General features: G+C 75.2%; 17 protein-coding genes. 9 read left to right on the top strand and 8 right to left on the bottom strand.

Translation table 11 applies throughout. The features are described from left to right. Window positions 1-138: 138 nt before the first annotated feature. A complete protein-coding gene (locus F7P10_RS13140; RefSeq protein WP_151009602.1) occupies window positions 139-897 on the bottom strand; it encodes a DeoR/GlpR family DNA-binding transcription regulator in 759 nt (252 codons plus the stop codon). Window positions 898-935: 38 nt separating this feature from the next. Between F7P10_RS13140 and F7P10_RS13135 the strand changes: the two genes are divergently transcribed. Together F7P10_RS13135 and F7P10_RS13130 are read left to right on the top strand one after the other, a co-directional pair. Then, a complete protein-coding gene (locus tag F7P10_RS13135) occupies window positions 936-1,550 on the top strand; it encodes an HAD family phosphatase (RefSeq protein WP_151009601.1) in 615 nt (204 codons plus the stop codon). 129 nt (window positions 1,551-1,679) lie between these two features. After that, entirely contained in the window at window positions 1,680-2,306 is a 627-nt protein-coding gene (locus F7P10_RS13130; RefSeq protein WP_218040481.1) for a maleylpyruvate isomerase family mycothiol-dependent enzyme, read from the top strand. 37 nt (window positions 2,307-2,343) lie between these two features. Here the strand turns inward: F7P10_RS13130 and F7P10_RS13125 are convergent, their stop codons facing one another. Together F7P10_RS13125 and F7P10_RS13120 are read right to left on the bottom strand one after the other, a co-directional pair. Beyond that, a complete protein-coding gene (locus F7P10_RS13125; protein ID WP_151009600.1) occupies window positions 2,344-3,996 on the bottom strand; it encodes a DNA repair helicase XPB in 1,653 nt (550 codons plus the stop codon). A 126-nt stretch (window positions 3,997-4,122) separates the two neighbouring features. After that, entirely contained in the window at window positions 4,123-4,428 is a 306-nt protein-coding gene (locus tag F7P10_RS13120; protein ID WP_151009599.1) for a helix-turn-helix transcriptional regulator, read from the bottom strand. A 136-nt stretch (window positions 4,429-4,564) separates the two neighbouring features. Here F7P10_RS13120 and F7P10_RS13115 point away from each other — a divergent pair, with 136 nt between their 5' ends. After that, window positions 4,565-5,995 carry an MFS transporter gene (locus F7P10_RS13115; protein ID WP_151009598.1) on the top strand — a complete coding sequence of 477 codons (1,431 nt, stop codon included), beginning with the start codon at window positions 4,565-4,567 and terminating at the stop codon, window positions 5,993-5,995. On the opposite strand, the gene F7P10_RS42290 is transcribed toward F7P10_RS13115, so the two are convergent. The 4 genes from F7P10_RS42290 to F7P10_RS13095 all read right to left on the bottom strand — a co-directional run bounded on the left by F7P10_RS42290 (window position 5,977) and on the right by F7P10_RS13095 (window position 10,320). Beyond that, window positions 5,977-6,417, bottom strand: a complete 441-nt coding sequence (locus F7P10_RS42290; protein ID WP_176611449.1) for a hypothetical protein — start codon at window positions 6,415-6,417, stop codon at window positions 5,977-5,979. The genes F7P10_RS13115 and F7P10_RS42290 overlap by 19 nt on opposite strands. Before the next feature lie 240 nt (window positions 6,418-6,657). Next, window positions 6,658-9,018 (bottom strand): helicase-associated domain-containing protein, encoded by a 2,361-nt coding sequence (locus tag F7P10_RS13105; RefSeq protein WP_151009596.1) that lies wholly within the window; start codon window positions 9,016-9,018, stop codon window positions 6,658-6,660. 133 nt (window positions 9,019-9,151) lie between these two features. Then, a complete protein-coding gene (locus tag F7P10_RS13100) occupies window positions 9,152-9,769 on the bottom strand; it encodes a TetR/AcrR family transcriptional regulator (protein WP_151009595.1) in 618 nt (205 codons plus the stop codon). Between the two features lie 173 nt (window positions 9,770-9,942). Then, on the bottom strand, window positions 9,943-10,320 hold the full coding sequence (locus F7P10_RS13095; RefSeq protein ID WP_151009594.1) for a hypothetical protein: 378 nt from the start codon (window positions 10,318-10,320) through the stop codon (window positions 9,943-9,945). A 311-nt stretch (window positions 10,321-10,631) separates the two neighbouring features. Here F7P10_RS13095 and F7P10_RS13090 point away from each other — a divergent pair, with 311 nt between their 5' ends. The 4 genes from F7P10_RS13090 (at window position 10,632) to F7P10_RS13075 (ending at window position 15,917) form a co-directional block, all read left to right on the top strand. Then, on the top strand, window positions 10,632-11,288 hold the full coding sequence (locus tag F7P10_RS13090; protein ID WP_151009593.1) for an HAD family hydrolase: 657 nt from the start codon (window positions 10,632-10,634) through the stop codon (window positions 11,286-11,288). Window positions 11,289-11,453: 165 nt separating this feature from the next. After that, the gene (locus tag F7P10_RS45075) at window positions 11,454-11,849 is read left to right on the top strand and encodes a cold-shock protein (protein WP_151009592.1); all 396 of its coding nucleotides are present in this window, start codon (window positions 11,454-11,456) and stop codon (window positions 11,847-11,849) included. A gap of 68 nt (window positions 11,850-11,917) precedes the next feature. Continuing rightward, window positions 11,918-12,796, top strand: a complete 879-nt coding sequence (locus tag F7P10_RS13080) for a DUF3027 domain-containing protein (RefSeq protein WP_151009591.1) — start codon at window positions 11,918-11,920, stop codon at window positions 12,794-12,796. A 1-nt stretch (window position 12,797) separates the two neighbouring features. Beyond that, window positions 12,798-15,917: a sacsin N-terminal ATP-binding-like domain-containing protein gene (locus tag F7P10_RS13075; protein WP_151009590.1), complete on the top strand. Its 3,120-nt coding sequence runs from the start codon at window positions 12,798-12,800 to the stop codon at window positions 15,915-15,917. A 10-nt stretch (window positions 15,918-15,927) separates the two neighbouring features. Here F7P10_RS13075 and F7P10_RS13070 read toward each other — a convergent pair whose 3' ends face one another. Then, the gene (locus F7P10_RS13070; protein WP_151009589.1) at window positions 15,928-16,194 is read right to left on the bottom strand and encodes a DUF2530 domain-containing protein; all 267 of its coding nucleotides are present in this window, start codon (window positions 16,192-16,194) and stop codon (window positions 15,928-15,930) included. Window positions 16,195-16,313: 119 nt separating this feature from the next. On the opposite strand from F7P10_RS13070, the gene F7P10_RS13065 reads away from it, so the two are divergent. Together F7P10_RS13065 and F7P10_RS13060 are read left to right on the top strand one after the other, a co-directional pair. Next, a complete protein-coding gene (locus F7P10_RS13065; RefSeq protein WP_151009588.1) occupies window positions 16,314-16,784 on the top strand; it encodes a MarR family winged helix-turn-helix transcriptional regulator in 471 nt (156 codons plus the stop codon). Window positions 16,785-17,081: 297 nt separating this feature from the next. Beyond that, entirely contained in the window at window positions 17,082-18,347 is a 1,266-nt protein-coding gene (locus F7P10_RS13060) for an MFS transporter (protein WP_151018020.1), read from the top strand. Window positions 18,348-18,379 lie beyond the last annotated feature (32 nt).

The raw sequence follows: 18,379 nt of genomic DNA, 5'->3' as shown, positions 1-18,379 counted from the left end.
GGGCGCTGTGCTGCCCGGGCCGCGATGCGGGTGCCGTCCGCCGAGATCACGCGATCGGTCACGGCCCGATGAGACCGGACGGGCGGTGGACTTCATCGGGGACGTCGGGCAGCAGGCCGGTCTGCAGGGGCTGCGGTGTCAGGTCAGGTGCACCTCGACGCCGGCGTCGCGGAGGCGGGCGACGGCCACGTCCGGGGCCGTCCGGTCGGTGACGACGGCGTCGAGTCCGGTGGCGGGGCAGACGAGGCCGAGGCCGCTGCGGCCGAACTTGGCGGCGTCGCAGACGGCGATGACGCGGCGCGCGGCGGCGATGGCGGCGCGCTTGACGGGGACCTCGTCGAGGTCGTGGGCGGTGAGGCCGTGCTCGGCGGACAGCCCGCAGACGCCGAGGACGGCGGTGTCGACGCGCAGGGACGCCAGGGACGCCTCGGTGAGCGGGCCCGTGAAGGCGAGGGAGCCCGGCGTGGTGCGGCCGCCGGGGACCAGCAGCCGGACGTCGGGAGCGCCGGTGAGCGCGTTGGCGGAGTGCATGTCGAGGGGGACGACGGTCAGGCGGCGGCGGGCGAGGGCGCGGGCGATCGTGAGGGTGGTGGTGCCGCCGTCGAGGACGACGGCCTCGCCGTCGGTGAGCAGTTCGTCCAGTTTCGCGGCGATGCGCCGCTTGGTGTCGACGGCCTCGTGCACGCGGAGCGCGAAGGGGGTGGCCTCGCCGCGCAGCAGCAGGCTGACGGCGCCGCCCCGGACGCGGCGCAGGGCGCCCTGGTCGGCGAGCTGGTCGAGGTCGCGCCGGATCGTCATCTCGGACGCGCCCGTCTCGGCGGCCAGGTCGGCGACGGTGACGTGCTCGGTCGTCCGCAACCGATCGATGAGCGCAAGGACGCGATCCGAACTCTCCATGTATTCGATCAAACATGATGTGTGTTAGAAACGTCAACATGACGTGGATCGTGTTCGACTACGCGGGTGTCATCAGCCTGTCGCCGCCCGAGGACGCGGGGGCGCTGCTGCCGCAGACCGCCGGGGTGCCGCCGGAACGGTTCTGGCCGGTGTACTGGGCGCGGCGAGAGCCCTACGACCTGGCGGAGGTGTCCGCCACCGAGTTCTGGACGGACGTGTGCGGACGGCTCGGCGCGCCGGTGGACGCCGACCTGATCGAGGTGCTGGTGACGCTGGACGTCCGGACGTGGGGGCACGTGAACCGGGCGACGGTCGGGCTGCTGGAGGACCTGGCTGCGGCCGGCGGCCGGCTCGCGCTGCTGTCGAACGCGCCCGTCGAGCTGGCCCGCATGGTGGACGCCCGTCCGTGGGCGGGACTGTTCCGGCATCGGCTGTTCAGCGCCGACCTGCGGCTGGCCAAGCCCGACCCGGAGATCTACCGGACGCTGCTGGCGCGGATCGAGGCCGGTCCGGAGGACGTCGTGTTCGTGGACGACCGGGAGGAGAACGTGCGGGGTGCGGAGGCGGTGGGGATCCGCGGGGTCCTGTTCGGCGACGCGGCGGGGGTGCGGGCGGAGCTGTCCGGCCTGCTCGCGCCGGGCGGAGGCCGCTGACGCGGCGCCCGTCCGGTTTTCAGAGCCTCTCGCCGACCTCCGGGCGACGGTGTGCGCGACGGGCGATGATTTTCCGCCGTGCCGCGAGTCTTACCCGGCGAACACTCTGATCGCGTGAAGGAGACAAGGGTGGAAGAAGGCGTCTGGCCGATGGTTCATGCGGAGCGTGCGGCGCTGCTCGATGATCTCGCCCGTCTCGATGACGAGCAGTGGCGGGTGCCGTCGCTGTGCGAAGGCTGGACGGTGCACGACGTGGCCGCCCATCTGGTCGACACCGCTCGGGCGACGCGTCTGCGGTTCGTGCTCGGCCTCGTCCGGGCGCGGTTCGACTTCCACCGCCAGAACGCACGTGGTGTGGAGCGTGAGCGCGGTGCCTCACCTCAGGAGACGTTGGAGCGGCTTCGCCAGGTGGGGGCGCGGCGGTCGACGCCTCCGGCGCCGATCGACAGCCGGCTCGTCGAGGAGGTCGTCCACGGTGAGGACATCCGCCGGCCCTTGGGGCTCAGCCGCACCTACCCGCAGGATGCCGTGGTCAGATCGCTCCGCCTGCAGGCTCGTACCCCGGCGGCTTTCGGCGGGGCCAGGGAGCTGGTGGCCGGTGTCCGGCTCGCGGCGACGGACGCCCACCTGTCGATCGGAGAGGGCCCGGAAGTGAGCGGGACCGCACTTTCGCTCCTCCTGGCCGTCTCCGGGCGACGAGTGGCGCCCGGCGAGCTTGACGGGCCAGGCGCCCCCACGCTGGCGATGACCGTCTGACAGTCCGCTTGCGGTGTGACGCCGTCCCGTCCGGGGGTCAGATCTCGCCGCCGGACAGGACGGCGTCGGCGTCGACGATCCGGTACGCGTAGCCCTGCTCGGCGAGGAAGCGCTGGCGGTGGGCGGCGTAGTCCTGGTCGAGGGTGTCGCGGGCGACGACCGCGTAGAAGCGGGCACCCTGCCCGTTCGCCTTCGGGCGCAGCAGGCGGCCGAGGCGCTGGGCCTCCTCCTGCCGGGACCCGTACGCGCCCGACACCTGGACGGCGACGGACGCCTCGGGCAGGTCGATCGAGAAGTTCGCGACCTTCGAGACGACGAGGACGTCGATCTCGCCGGACCGGAAGGCGTCGAAGAGCCGCTCGCGTTCGCGGACGCGCGTCTCGCCCTTGATGACGGGGGCGTCGAGGAGGGCGCCGAGCTCGTCGAGCTGGTCGATGTACTGGCCGATGACGAGCGTCTGCTCGCCGGCGTGCCGGCCGACGAGCGCCTTGACGAGCTTGGTCTTGGTGTCGGTCGTCGCGCAGAAGCGGTACCGCTCCTCGGGCTCGGCGGTCGCGTAGGCGAGGCGTTCGGAGTCGGTGAGGGTGACGCGGACCTCGACGCAGTCGGCGGGCGCGATCCAGCCCTGCGTCTCCATGTCCTTCCAGGGCGCGTCGTAGCGTTTGGGGCCGATGAGGGAGAACACGTCCCCTTCGCGGCCGTCCTCGCGGACGAGCGTGGCGGTGAGGCCGATGCGGCGGCGTGCCTGCAGGTCGGCGGTCATCCGGAAGATCGGCGCGGGCAGCAGGTGGACCTCGTCGTAGACGACCAGGCCCCAGTCGCGGGCGTCGAACAGTTCGAGGTGCGCGTAGGCGCCCTTCCGGCGGGTGGTCATGATCTGGTAGGTGGCGATCGTGACCGGCCGGATCTCCTTCTTGGTGCCGGTGTACTCGCCGATCTCGTCCTCGGTGAGGGACGTGCGGCGGATCAGCTCCTGCTTCCACTGGTGCGCCGAGACGGTGTTGGTGACCAGGATCAGCGTGGTCGCCTTCGCGCGGGCCATGGCGGTGGCGCCGACGATCGTCTTCCCGGCGCCGCACGGCAGGACGACGACGCCGGAGCCGCCGTGCCAGAACGCCTCGGCGGCCTCCCGCTGGTACGAGCGCAGCTCCCAGCCGTCCTCGGCGAGGTCGATGGGGTGGGCCTCGCCGTCGACGTAGCCCGCGAGGTCCTCGGCGGGCCAGCCGAGCTTGAGCAGGGCCTGCTTGAGGGCGCCGCGCTCGCTCGGGTGGACGGCCACGGCGTCGTCGCCGACGCGGTCGCCGAGCATGCCCTTGATCTTCTTGGCGCGGAGCACCTCCTCCAGGACCGAGCGGTCGGAGGAGGCGAGGACGAGCCCGTGCGTCGGGTGCTTCTCCAGCCGCAGCCGTCCGTACCTGGCCATGGTGTCGGCGACGTCGACGAGCAGCGCGTGCGGCACCGGGTAGCGGGAGAACTTGATCAGGGTGTCGACGACCTGCTCGGCGTCGTGCCCGGCGGCGCGGGCGTTCCACAGGGCCAGGGGCGTCACGCGGTAGGTGTGGACGTGCTCGGGCGCCCGTTCGAGCTCGGCGAACGGAGCGATCTCCTTGCGGCACGCGTCGGCCCGCTCGTGGTCGACCTCGAGCAGGAGGGTCTTGTCGGACTGGACGATGAGCGGACCGTCGGACACAGGTAAGCAGCCCCCGTCGGGAATCGTGGCTCGGAACTCGGGGTGTCCCGCCGATGCACCGTACCCGAGGCATGGCGGGCATGGCCCCAACCGTGCAACGGCGCGCCCCCGGTCGCGTCTTCCCGGTCAGCCGGGTCCGGTGGCGGCCAGGACGGACGGCAGCAGGCCGGGGAAGCGGGACTCGAGGTCGGCGTCGCGCAGCGAGAGGAGGTTCTCGCGGCCGGACGGGCGCTGCCAGATGACGCCGCTGTCGCGGAGCACCTTCCAGTGGTGGGTGAGCGTCGATTTGGAGACCCCGTCGAGGATGACGCCGCAGGACTGCTCGCCGCCGTCGGCGAGTGCGCGCACGATGCGGAGCCGGAGCGGGTTGCCGAGCGCGGACAGGACGTTCTCGAGCAGGATCTGGTCGCGCTCGGGGTGCTGGGCGATCACGGGAGCCAGTCTACGCGACGGTACGACTGTTCGTAAGTTGACGAACAGTCAGACTGTACGTATGTTCTCGAACTGTTCGACGGCCGCCGAACGTCCACGTCCCCCCTCCGAGAGGTCGTCCAGACACATGCCGTCCATGACGGTGCGCCGACCCGGCCGGGCCCTGGCCCTGCTGGCCACGGCGCAGCTCATCTATTCGCTCGACATCAACATCGTTTACGTGGCGCTGCCCGAACTGGCCGCCGACCTGGGATTCTCCGAGCAGACCCGGCAGTGGGTCGTGAGCGCCTACGTGGTGTTCGCGGGCGGCTTCCTGCTGCTCGGCGGCCGCGCGGCCGACCTGCTCGGACGCCGCCGCATGTTCGTCCTCGCGCTCGCGCTCTACGCGGCGTCCTCGCTGGCCGGAGGGCTCGCGGACGCCCAGGGCGTGATCGTCGCCGCCCGCGCGGTGCAGGGGATCGGCGGCGCGCTGCTGCTGCCGTCCACCCTCGCGCTGATCGGCACGCTGTTCGCGGAGGGCCCGCCGCGCAACCGGGCGCTCGCCGTCTGGGGCGGGGCGGGCGCGAGCGGCCTGACGGCCGGAGCGCTGCTCGGCGGCGTCCTCACGCAGGCGTTCGGGTGGCCTGCGGTGTTCTATGTCAACGTGCCGCTGGCCGGGGCCGTCGCGGTCGCGGCGCTGCTGGTGATCCCGCGCGACGAACCGGCCGGGACGTCCGGCCGGTTCGACCTCCCGGGGGCGCTGGCCTCGACGGCCGGTGCGACGCTGCTGGTGTTCGGGCTCGTGCAGGGCCCGGAGATCGGCTGGGCGGAACCGGCCGTGCTCGGCGCGCTCGTCCTCGCCGGGGCGAGCCTCGCCGCGTTCGTCCTGATCGAGTGGCGCGGCGCCGACCCGCTGCTCCCGTTCGGGCTGCTGCGGAACCGCAGCCTGGTCGTCGGCGTGACCGTCACGTTCGTGTTCATGGGGACGTTCGGGGCACTGCCCTACTTCCTGACCGTCCTGTTCCAGGACGTGCACGGGTTCTCGGCGCTCGAGACGGGGCTCGCGTTCCTCGTGCCGTCGGTGGCGATCGCGTCCGGCACCCAGCTCGGGGCGCGGCTGGCCGGACGGTACGGGGCGCGGCGCACCCTCGTGGCCGGCTTCGGCGCCGGCGTGCTGGGGACCGCCGCGCTCGCGGCCGGTTTCGGTGCCGGGGCGGCGTTCGCGACGGCCCTGCCGGGGCTGGTGGTGTCCGGTGTCGGCCAGGGCGTCGTGTGGACGGCGATGTGGATCGCCGCGTCCACCGGCGTCCCGGCGGAGCGGCAGGGCGTCGCGAACGGGACGGCGTCGATGACGCTGAACCTCGGCAACGCGATCGGCCTCGCCGTTCTCACCGTCGCCGCCAACGCGGGGACCGGCGGCCGCACCGGCGACGCGCTGCGCACCGCGGTCGCCGACGGCGGCCGGACCGCGGTGCTGCTCGCCGCCGCGGGCATGGCCGCCGGGCTGGCGGTGTCGCTCGCGCTGCGCAGCGTCCGGACGTCACCGCCGGTGCGGGAGCGCGTGCCCGATCAGATCCCGTCGCCGTAGTAGCCCGGGTCGGGGTCGGAGCCGACGTCCGCGGCGATGAGGATCGCGATCAGGATGATGGCGAGCACGGTGGTCACCCCGAAGATCACCCAGCTCCACATGGTGAGGCTGCGCGCCGACTCCGGCTGCCGCTCGACCCGCTGGACGGCGAGCGCCCCGGTGATGATGCCGGGGATGGCCAGCACGTTGCAGCAGGACAGGACCACGAGGCAGTTGCAGACCAGCGCGATGATGGCGTTGGTCATGCTCGCGGGCCGCTGCGGCATGCCCGGCGGCCCGTACCCGGTGCCGGGCCCGTACCCGGCGTTGGGCCCGTATCCGGGGCCGTAGCCGTAAGGCTGCCCGTACGCGCCGTTCGGGTCCCAGCCCTGGGACGAGCCGTGCGGGGTGCCGTCCCACCCCGAAGGTCCGTATCCGCTCACGCGGCCCTCCCTGTGCGGTCCTCCCGGCCCACCCCGGCCGGGGGACCAACCTACCGGTTATAAGGGACATTCCGTTGGATGCCGGAACCCGCGCGGAGGTTCCGGCGGGGTGGGGAGAAGCGCGGCCTTCGGGCGCGGAGCGCCCTCCGGCCGCGCTGGAGCGGTGGCGGGGATCGCGAGTGGTTCGTTCCCGGGCGCGCGGGGTGTCGGGTGCGCCGTGGCCGTAGCCGGCCGGGGGTCTCAGGGGCGGTCGAGTTCGGAGACGCCCGTGATGCGGTGCAGGGCGAAGCGGTGGACGGCGGCGCGGGTGGCGTCGTAGCCGGTGAGGAAGCCGCCCTCGACGCGGACGGGTTCGACGATGCGGCTGGACGCCTGGCCCTGCTGGTCGAGGTAGCCGATCCAGACGCGGCCGCCCCGCTCGACGGCGGCGCGGAGCCGTTCGACGGTCGCCATCGCCGGGGACCGGGGCGGTTCGCCGCCGGGGGCGGCGGGCCGGTCGGCGCCGTGCCGGGACGCCTCGTCGCCGGCCCGCAGGGCCCGGACGGCCGCCGCGATCATCGAGTCGTCGGCGTGCGGATCCTGCCGCACCCGGACGATCTCCGCGGTGGGCGGCGGGTCGGCGCGCTGGGCGTCCGGACGGGTGACGATCACGCCGCCGCCCGGGGACTCGGCCACCGGGGCGAGGCCCATCGCGCGCAGGCCGTCCAGCAGCTCGGACCGGTGCAGCCCGGACGCGAGGACGGTCGGCGCCAGCCGGTGCAGGCGCAGCGGGTCGGCGCGGCGGTCGGCGAGGATCTCGTCGAGCATCGCGGCGGAGTCGGCGCGGACGTAGGAGGTGAGGGAGCCGACGCGGAGCTGCCCGTGGCGGCGGGCGACGTCGTCGATCAGGTACGTGAGGGGCTGCGGGAGCGGGGTGGCGGAGTGCCGGTCGAGCAGGTTCGTCAGGTCGGCGGCGGTGCGTCCGGCGTCGAGCGCGCGGCGGACCGAGGCGGGCGTGAACCGGTAGACGGTCGCGCCGCCGGTCGACTCGACGTCGGCGGTCAGCGCCAGCTCGCGGGCGAGTTCGGTGACCAGGGGGCCGGGGGCGATCGCGGTGAGGTCGGCCTGGATGAGGATCTCCTCGACCGGCTCGGGCAGGTGCTTGTCGAGCTCGGGTTCGGGGTCGTCTCCGGCGAGCAGGGCGCGGGCGAACGGGGCGAGCTCCCCGAAACCGGTGACGCCGAGGGCCGCGGCCTCGCGGAGCGTCCAGCCGAGCAGCCGGTCGCGGAGCGGCCCGCCGCGCCGGGGACGCAGCCACGCGAGGCGCGCGCGCAGGGCGTCGGCGTCGGGGACGGCGCCGCGGTCGGCCTCGCCGAGGACGCGCAGGACGGCGTGCCGGGTCGAGGGGGCGGTGCCGCGCACCATCCCCTCGCTCAGCGCGTTGATCAGCCGGTCGCGGTCGTCGCGCTCGCCGGCGAGCCCGGCGACCCGGTCCGAGCGCAGCCAGCCGCGGGCCAGCTCGGCCCAGCGGCCGGCGGTGTCGCGCATCAGCCACAGGTCGTAGGCGGGGGTGGGCAGCCACTCGCCGTCCAGGTCGCCGCTGCGGGTGAGCAGGCCCGTGGCGAGCGCGGCCTCGATGAGCAGCGCGGCGTGCCATTCGGGGACGTCCAGGAGGGTCGCGGCGGCGCGCAGGTCGCGGACGGCGAGGCCGCCGCTGCGCAGCACGGCGGGCGGCCGCAGGCCCCAGTGCTCGAGGAGTTCCTCGACGAGCCGGACGGCGGCCGCGGCCTCCCCGGCGGCGGCCCGCACGACCGTCTCGCCGGTGGGCGCGGACGTCGCCGGCGGTTCGGCGGGCGCGAGCGGCGGGGGATCGGCGGGCACGTCCCGGAACAGCCGGCCGCCGCGCAGGTGCAGCGCCACCTCGCGGGGGAGGGTGACCGTGCGGTCGTCCTCGGCGGCGAGGAGGCCGCGGGCCAGCAGCCGCTCGACCGGGGTGGTGGCGGTGTCGGCGCGGACGGGCCGCCGGGCGTCGGCGACGCGGCCGACGGGCGGGCCCCAGGCGAGCTGGTCGAGGGCGGCGCGGGCGTCCGGGCCGGCGTCGTCGATCAGCGGGCCGGGCGCGGCGAGCAGCTCGGCGAGGCGGGCGAGCAGCCGGTCGGCGTCGGGGAAGCCGCGCGGCGCCGTCCCGTCCAGGTCGGCGACCAGCGTGGCGAGGCGTTCGGGGGAGTGGCCCGCGAACACCTCGCGGACCGGCGGGCCGAGCCCGGCCGGGTTCGGGAGGGCCTGCCGGACGCCGGGCGCCGCGTTCGGCCCGGCCCCCCACACGAGTCCGTGGCCGCGCAGGACGGCCAGGGCGTCGTCGATCCGGGCGCGGGGGGCGTCGAGGGCGGTGGCGAGGGCGTCCGGGGACGGGGCCGGGAGGACCAGGACGGCTTCCAGGACGGCGAGCGCGAACCGGTCGAGCCGGTCGAGGGCGCGGGAGATCGCGGCCGGGGTGGCGGCGCGGGCGGCGAGCGCGGTCAGGTCGGCGGGGACGGGGGCGAGCAGTTCGGGACGCGCGGACAGCAGCGCACGCAGCTCGTCATCGCCCCGTGCGCGGAGCCACTCCGCAAACGTCTCCATGCAGCGCCACCTCTGCCGGTCCGCCGATTCTCTGCGCGTCGTCGCGCGCCGCCGTCGTGACGGCTCTCTTCAGGGTAGGAGCTTCCGAAGTGTGCGCAGGCGGGCCGCACGCACCGGCACGTGTCTCCGCGCGTCAGGGCGCGGGCGACGGTTCCCGGTTGGCCAGCCCCATGCCGAGCCGCGCCCAGCTGTCCACGAACCGCGCCTCGTCGATGCGGGTCGGCGGCTCGTACATGGACTCGTTCGCCAGCCAGTAGTTCACGACCGCCCCGCCCAGGATGGACGCGACCGCGGGCCAGTCCTCGTCGGACCCCTCGTACTCGGGCTGTGTGGAGAGCCACATCGCGATCCCGTCGTAGAGCGGGTTGACGATGCCCTCGCGCATCTCCGCGACGAGGTTCGGGAACTGGTCGAGATCGCGGAACAGCACCCGGATCAGGTCCTGCTCCTCGCGCATCTTGGCCAGGCCCGCCTGGCAGGTCATGCGCAGCCGGACCTCCAGCGGGCGGTCCTCGTAGGTGCTCGCGTGGGCGAGGACGTCGTTGACCTGCCTGCGGGTCCGGTCGATGTGCTCGCGGATGGCGGAGGTGAGGACCTCCTCCTTGGACCGGAAGTGCCGGTAGAGCCCGCCCGCGCCGGGGGACAGCCCGGCCGCGGCCTCGATCTCGGCGACGGACGTCGCGGCGTAGCCCCGGTCGGCGAACAGTCGGAGCGACTCGGCGACGATCCGCTCGCGGGTACTTGGCGTCATGGTGATGATTTCCTCCGCAAGAACAGTAAGGCATCAGGGACCTCATGGCCGCTGCGCAGGCCCCGGCGAGCCGCATTCGTGACCGGGGTCGCACCGTTCTCGCAGGCCGCCGCCCTGCCGGGGGCATCCCCCACGTCCCCCGGCAGGACGACCTGCGGCCCTCCGGCCGCCGGTCAGACGGCGCGGCGGACGAGCGCCGCGATGACGCGTCCGGCGGCGAGGTAGACGGCGGCGGCGAGGCCGTAGTTGATCGCGACCGCGGTCTTCGCGTCGTCCGGGCGGAAGACGTCCTCGAACCGCCACGCGAGGTCGCCGGCGCGGGCGGCGAACCACGCGACGATGTCGTTGCCGGTGTTGGCCTCGAACACGACGAACACGATGTGCACGGCGAGGATCGCCACGACGATCGTCGTGACGGCCGAGATGACGGTGGCGACGGCGCCCGCGGCGCGGGCGCCCGCGGGCGGGCCGTCGCCGGGGGTGCGGCGGCGCCGCCGGATCCGGGTGTCGCGGCCGGGGCCGCCGGTACCGTCGGTCGTCCGGTCTGTCATGGTTCGTGCCCTCCTCAACCGGGCCGGGTGATCGTTCTTTTGCCGGGGGTGGCCCTATCGGGTGCTGTGTTTTCCCTGGTGGGGCGGTTGGTGGCCGGGGGCTCGGGTATTTCTCGCAGCACGGGCGGCGTTCCCGGTGACCGGACAGGCCAGTTCCGGCCACACGGAAGGCGCCCGTGCGAAGAGTTCCCGCGCTCTCCCACTCGGATCCCGTCGCATCGCCACTACCGGGAGGGCGCGGGTACTCGCGTCTCGTGCGTCCTAAGAGGACCTTTACCCTGTGTGGCGTGCTGCACCGCGATTCACCGGAAATGTCACCGGAAACGGCCGCCGAAGCCCTCCGGAGCGCGCGGACCGGCCGGGGGCCGGTCCTCGGATTCGACCTCGACCTGACCCTCGCCGACACCCGCGCCGGCATCTCCGCGGTGTACGCGGCGCTCGCCGCCGAGAGCGGCGTCCCCATCGACACCGGCGCGGTCGTGGGACGGCTCGGGCCGCCGCTGGAGGTCGAGCTCGCGTACTGGTTCCCGCCCGCCGAGGTGCCCGCGATGGCGGCCCGGTACCGGGCGATCTACCCCGAGGTCGCGCTCCCGGCGACGGTCGCCATGCCGGGCGCGGCGGCGGCGCTGGACGCGGTGCGCGCGCGGGACGGCCGGATCGTGGTGGTGTCCGGCAAGAACCAGGCCGACACCGAGCGGACGGTCCGGTTCCTGGGGCTGCCCGCGGACGCCGTGGTCGGCGGGCTGTTCGGCGCCGACAAGGGCGCCGCGCTGCGCGAGCACGGCGCCGGCGCCTACATCGGGGACCACACCGGCGACGTGGACGCGGCCCGCGCCGCCGCGGCGGTCGCCGTCGGCGTCGCGACGGGGCCGTTCGACGCCGCCGCGCTGACCGCCTACGGCGCGGACGTGGTGCTGCCGGACCTGCACGCGTTCCCGGACTGGCTCGGGAGTTTCACCGCCCGCTGACGTCCATTTCCCGGGCACCGAAAACGGGGTGCCGGGTGAAGCCGTTCCGGGTACTTTGCAATCATTGGTCCCGGTGTGTCGCCCGCGTCCCCGGCGTGTCCGGCGGTTCCTGGTGAGGCACTAATCTTGGGACCGATTCCAGACGATTACTAGACGAGGTCTCCCGTGCCGACTGGCAAGGTCAAGTGGTACGACTCCGACAAGGGGTTCGGTTTCCTCACCCGTGACGACGGGGGTGAGGTCTTCGTGCACTCCTCGGCCCTGCCGGGAGGGGTGACGACGCTCAAGCCCGGGCAGCGCATCGAGTTCGGCGTGGTCGAGGGCAGGCGCGGGCAGCAGGCGATGCAGGTGCGGGTCCTGGAGACCCTGCCGTCGGTCGAGAAGGCCATCGCCAAGCAGCGGCGCAAGAAGCCGGACGAGATGGTGCTGATCACCGAGGACCTCATCAAGCTGCTCGACGGGATCTCCAACACCTACCGGCGCGGCAAGCACCCGTCCGCGGCCGAGGCCAAGAAGATCGCGACAGTGCTGCGCGCCGTGGCCGACGACCTCGGCTCCTGAGGCGTCCGGGGCGTGCCGGGGCCCCGAGCCGGGCGCGTTCACTTGGATCCATGGGCGAGAATTGAGGCGTGAGCCCAACGCGTCAGTCCAGCCCAGCTCCCGAGAACGCCAAGACCCCGCCGTCGGCGGGCAAGGGGACCCGCCGTGCCACGGCGCCCCGCCGCACCCGGACGCCCGCCGTCGATGCCGCCTGCGCCGAGGCCGTCGAGCTCGCCCGCGCGGCGGCGGAGGAGACGGCCTGGCCGGGACGGGTCGGGGAGCATCTCGGCGTCCGCGCCGACGCCGACCGGGTGGTCACGCACGCGTTCGAGTGCCTCGACCCCGCCTACCGGGGCTGGCGCTGGTCGGTCACCGTCGCGCGGGCGTCCCGCGCCAAGAACGTGACCGTCGACGAGTGCGTGCTGCTGCCCGGCGACGACGCGCTCCTCGCCCCGGCGTGGGTGCCCTGGCTCGAGCGGCTCCGCCCCGGTGATCTCGGCCCCGGCGACCTGCTGCCCACCGCGCCCGACGACGTCCGGCTCACCCCGGCGTACGCGCAGGCCGCCGGGGGCGACCGCGAGGGGCAGTGGGAGCCCGGCATCGGCCGGGCCCGGGTGCTGTCGCGCGAGGGCCGCGACGAGGCCACCGCCCGCTGGTACGACGGCGTGCACGGCCCGCGCGCCCCGATCGCCGCGTCCGCCCCCGCCCAGTGCTCCACCTGCGGTTTCTACCTCCCCCTCGCGGGCGAGATGCGCCAGGTGTTCGGCGTGTGCGCCAACGAGTACGCCCCCGACGACGGCCGCGTCGTCTCCGCCGACCACGGCTGCGGCGCGCACTCCGAGGCCGTCACGGTCCCGGCCGCGTCCGAGCACGGCCCCCCGGTGATCGACGAGCTCGGCTACGACATCGTCCCGTCCCCGGCGGACGACTCGGCGTCCCTGGACGACGAGGCGCTCGGCCTCGGCTGACGTGACCGCCCGCACCGCGGCCACCGACCCGGCGGCCCCCGACCCCTTCGGCACCCGGACGCTCCGCGAGCGGGTGCTGCACGCCTGGGACGCGTCCCCCGCGCGGTTCCGGGAGGACGCCAACACCGAGGACGACCACGCCCTCGGCGGCTACCGCGACCGGGTGATCGTCGAGCTGGCGCAGAACGCCGCCGACGCGGCCGCCCGAGCCGGCGTGCCCGGCCGCCTCCGGCTGACGCTGGAGCGCGGCGTCCTCACGGCCGCGAACACCGGCGCGCCCCTCGACGCCGCCGGGGTCGAGGCCCTGTCGACGCTCCGCGCGTCCGCGAAACGGGACGACACGGGCGCCGTGGGCCGCTTCGGCGTCGGCTTCGCCGCCGTCGTCGCCGTCACCGACGCCCCCGCCATCGCGTCCCGCACCGGCGCCGTCGCCTGGTCGCGCGACCGCGCCCGCGATCTCGCCGCGGCCGTGTCCGGGGCCGCCCCGGAGGTCGAGCGCCGCGCCGGCCGGGTGCCGCTGCTGCGGTTGCCGTTCGCCCTGCCCGCCGCGGACGCCCCGCCGATCCCGGACGGCTTCGACACCGCCGTCCGGCTGCCGCTGCGCGACGACGCCGCGGCCGCGTCCGTCCGGACCCGGCTGGCCGAGGTCGCGGCTCCGCTGCTGCTCGCGCTGCCGGCCCTCGAATCGGTGGAGATCACGGTCGACGGCGCCCACCGCACCCTCACCGCCCGGCGGCACCGGCCGGGCCGGGCCGGCGGGACCGCCGCACCGGACGGGCCGGGCGGCGCCCCGGACGGCGCGGCCGGGTTCGGCGCGGACGGCGCGGCCGGTGCGGCCGTGGTGATCGACGGGGTCGAGTGGGCGACCGTCGAGGCGCACGGGGAGGTGCCCGCCGAACTGCTCGCCGACCGGCCGGTCGAGGAGCGGGACCGGCCGTTCTGGCTGGTGCGGTGGGCGCTGCCCGAGGGCGGGGACGTCCCGCGGGCGCTGCACGCGCCCACGCCCACCGACGAGCCGCTCGACCTGCCCGCGCTGCTGATCGCGTCGTTCCCGCTGGCCCCCGACCGGCGGCACGCCGCCCCCGGGCCGCTGGCCGACTTCCTGGTGGAGCGGGCCGCCGACGCCTACGTGCGGCTGCTGGGGGCGCGGGCGGCGTCCCCGGAGGTGCTCCGGCTCGTGCCGGGGCCCGTGGCGGCGGGGGAGCTGGACGCGCGGCTGCGGCGGGCGATCCTCGAACGGCTCCCGGAGGCGCCCGTCCTGCCCGGCGGGGCCCGCGGACGGGACGCGCTGGTCCTGGACGCCCCGGCACCGTTCGTCGAACTGCTCGGCGGGCACGGGGACGGGGACGGGCCCGCGGTGTTCGGCGGGCTGCTCCCGGCCGGCTGGCCCGCGCGGAGCCCGGCCCTCGCGGCCCTCGGGGCGCGGCGGATCGAGCTGGCCGACGTGGTCGACGAGCTGGCCGCGATCGAGCGGGAACCGGGCTGGTGGCGCGGCGTGTACGCGGCGCTGGACGGCGCGGACGCCGACGGGCTCGGCGCGCTGCCCGTCCCGCTCGCCGACGACCGGCTGGTGCGGGGACCGCGCGGGCTGCTGATCGCCGACGGCGTCGACCCGGCGGGGCTGGGTGCGCTCGGGCTGCGGTTCGTCCACCCGGAGGCCGTGCATCCGCTGCTGCGGCGGCTGGGCGCGGTCGAGGCCGGGCCGCGGGCCGTCTTGGCCGACCCGGCGGTGCGGGCCGCGGTGGAGGAGTCGTTCGACGCCGAGGACCCCGCGGCGGTCGCGGAAGCGGTGCTCGGGCTGGTCGCGGCGGGATCGGTCGACCCCGGGGACGAGCCGTGGCTCGCGGAGCTGGCGCTCCCCGGCGAGGACGGCGAGCTCTACCCGGCGGGCGAGCTGCTGCTGCCGGGCAGCCCGCTCCGGGGGCTGATGGCGGACGACGCACCGTTCGGCGTGGTCGACGGGGAGGTCCTGGAGAGGTGGGGCGCCGAGGCCCTCGCGGCGGCCGGGGTCCTCGACGGGTTCGCGCTCGCCCGCGGCGAGGACGTCGACCTCACCGCGCTCGCCGACGAGGCCGAGACCCTCGAACTGGACGGCGAGGAGCGCTGGGCCGACGACGTCCTGCGCCGCATCGGCCCGCAGGACCTGCCCCCGGCCGTGCCCGAACTGACCGCCGTCCGCGATCTCGAGCTCGTCGACGACTGGGCCGCCGCGCTGCGGCTGCTCGCCGAACCGCCGTGGCGCGCCGCGATCGTCGAACCGGCGCACGTCACCCTGCACACGGGGCGGCGCGCGGCCGTCCCGTCCTACACGGCGTGGTGGCTGGCGCGGCGGCCGGTACTGGACGGGCGCCGCCCCGGCGAGTTCCGGCTGCCCGGGGACGACTCGCTGGCCGGGCTCTACGACCCGGCGCCCACCGGGCCGGACGGGCCGGACGAGCGGCTGCTGACGGCGCTCGGCGTCCGGACCTCGCTCGACGACCTGCTGGACGAGCCCGGCGGCGCCCGCGAGCTGCTGGAGCGGCTCGCGGACCCCGCCCGGGACGTCGCCCGCGACCGGCTCGGCGCCCTCTGGACGGCGCTCGCCGACGCGCTGGCCGACGAGCCCGACCTCGACGTGGACCCGCCGGAGCGGGTGCGGGCCGTGGTCGGCGCCGGCGTCGGCGATGGCGCCGGCGGCGCGGTCGAGGTCGTGGACGCGGGGGACGCGCTCGTCCTCGACCGTCCGGACCTGCTGCCGCTGCTGGCCGGGCAGCCGCTCGTGATCGCCGCGCGGGGCCGCGAGGACCGGCTCGCCGAGCTGCTCGACCTGCCGCTCGCGAGCGAGGAGGTCGCGGGCGAGGTCGGGGGCCCGGGGACGGAACGTCCCGTCCCGGACGCCGTCCGGGCCGTGCTGCCCGGCGCGCCGGACGTCTACCGCGCGCACGACCGCCTGACGGTGGACGGCACGGACGTGCCGTGGTGGGTGGGCGACGGCGGGGTGCACGCGGACGGCCCCGCGGGGCTGGCGCGCGCGCTGGCGTGGGCGGCCGGGGAGTGGGAGGCGCGGCTGCGGGCCGAGGCCGTCCTGCGCGACCCCGGGGCGCTGGCCGTCCTGCTCGCCGAGAGCGACCTGGACGGCTGAGAGCGGGCGGTCAGGAGTGTTCGTGTTCGCGGCGGGCGGTGGCGCGCTCGGTCTCCGCGCGGGCCCTCCCCGCCTGCAGGCGCGGGATGTACCAGGTGGCGAACAGGCCGATGGCGATGCCGGTGACGCACACCCAGATCCACCAGCGGTCCTCGGCGGGCAGGCCGACGAGGAGCAGGACGGCGAGCGCGACGGCCCAGGCGCCCGTGCCGACGACCGCGATGCGGACGTCGTTGGTCTCCATCGGCGGCGGGTCGGGGCGGCGCTGGCGCGTCATGGTTCCAGGGTACGGTGCCGGGACCGGGCGGAGAACGGGCACCTCCGGGGGCACCTCCGAGGCCGGGTCCGGCATGGCAGCATGGGCGGCACGGGCGGCACGGGCGGCACGGGAGAACGATGAGCATGTCCACAGAACACACCCCGGGTGCGCGGTCGCCGGAGCTGGCGGAGGAGCTGCGCATCTCGATCGCGCGGCTGTCGCGGCGGCTGCGCACGCTGCGCCCGGAGGCGTCCGAGGGCGGGGTGGACAGCCCGCTGCCGCTCACCCAGTTCGCGGCGCTGGCGGCGATCGAGCGGCACGGCTCGATGACGCCCCGCGAGCTGGCCGATCACGAGAAGGTGCAGCCGCCGTCGATGACGCGGGTGATCGGGCATCTGGAGGACCAGGGGCTCGTGGCGCGCAGCCCGCATCCGACGGACGGACGGCAGGTCGTCCTGCAGGCGACCGAACGCGGGTGCACGCTGCTGGCGGCCGAGCGGCGGCGCAAGGAGGCGTGGCTGTCGCGGCGGCTCGGGGAGCTGACCGAGGACGAGCGGGAGATCCTGCACCGGGCCGCCCCGGTGATCGACAAGCTCAGCCGTTCCTGACCCGCCCCCGGCTCCGTCCGCCGGATCCGTGAGGTTGCCGGAATCGGCATGTCCCGATTATCGTTAGCAATGGTAATGACTTCTGGCGATGAGGGACCCGACGAACCCGGGGGCGCGGCACTCAGGGAGACCGCCGCGCCCGCGGCCCGCCGTACCCGCGACAAAGACGAGACGACCGTCGGGAAGACCGCCGGGAAGACCGCCGGGGCCGCCGGCGGACCCGTCGGCGAGCTCGCCGCCACCGCCGACGGCGGCGCCGACGCGGCCGCCGAGACGGCCGCCGAGGCGAGCGGCGGCATGTTCCGGTCGCTGCGCATCCGCAACTACCGGCTGTTCCTGACCGGGCAGATCGTCTCCAACACCGGCACCTGGATGCAGCGCATCGCCCAGGACTGGCTGGTCCTGGAGCTGACGCGCAGCAGCGGCACCGCGCTCGGCATCACCACCGGCCTGCAGTTCCTGCCGCTGCTGCTGTTCGGCCTCTGGGGCGGCGTGATCGCCGACCGGTACCCCAAGCGCCGCGTGCTGATGATCACGCAGGTGTCGATGGGGGCGCTCGCGCTCGTCCTCGGCCTGCTGGCGATCACCGGGGCGGCGCAGGTCTGGCACGTGTACGTGCTGGCGTTCGGGCTCGGCATGGCCACCGTCGTCGACAACCCGACCCGGCAGGCGTTCGCCGTCGAGATGGTCGGCCGCCGCGACCTGCCGAACGCGATCGCGCTGAACAGCGCCACCTTCAACGGCGCCCGGCTGATCGGCCCGGCCGTCGCCGGGGTGCTGATCGCGCTGCTCGGCACCGGCCCGGTGTTCCTGGTCAACGCCGCGTCCTACATCGCCGTCCTGGTCGGCCTGCAGGCGATGCGGGCCGACGAGCTGCACCCCGCCGAGCCGGTCAAGCGCGCGAAGGGCCAGCTCATGGAGGGCCTCCGGTACGTCCGGGGCCGCCGCGACCTGGTGATCATCCTGGTGCTGGTGGGGTTCGTCGCCACCTTCGGCATGAACCTGCAGACGACGATCGCGCTCGTCGCCCGCGAGGTCTTCCACACCGGCGCGTCGTCCTTCGGCCTCGCCGGCAGCATGATGGCCGTCGGCGCGGTCACCGGGGCCCTGCTCGCGGCGCGCCGCGCGACCCGGCCCCGGCTGCGGGTGCTCCTCGGCGCGGCGCTGGTGTTCGGGGTGCTGGAGATCCTCGCCGGCGTGATGCCGACCTACTGGTCGTTCCTGCTGATGCTGGTGCCCACCGGGATCGCGCTCATGACGTTCACGACGTCCGCGAACGCGACGATGCAGCTCAGCGTCGCCCCCGAGATGCGGGGCCGCGTGATGGGCCTGTACATGCTGGTGTTCCTCGGGACGAACCCGATCGGAGCCCCGCTCATCGGGTGGATCGCCGAGACGTTCGGGCCGCGCACCAGCATCGTCCTCGGCGGGACGGTGTGCGTGATCGTGCCGCTCGCCGTCGCCGTCCTCGCCCGGCGGCCGCGCCCCGGCCCGCACGACCCGGCGGACGACCGGGCGGACGATCGGGCGGACGATCGGTCACGAGGCGCCGCGACCGCGTGACAAGCGGTGCCGTCGGCTGGAAAGCTGGTCAG

The sequence above is a fragment of the Actinomadura sp. WMMB 499 genome, assembly GCF_008824145.1.
In the GTDB taxonomy this organism is placed as follows: Bacteria; Actinomycetota; Actinomycetes; order Streptosporangiales; family Streptosporangiaceae; genus Spirillospora.
The sequence above is the reverse complement of the archived record's forward strand: the minus strand, read 5'-3'. Positions and strand labels throughout refer to the sequence as shown.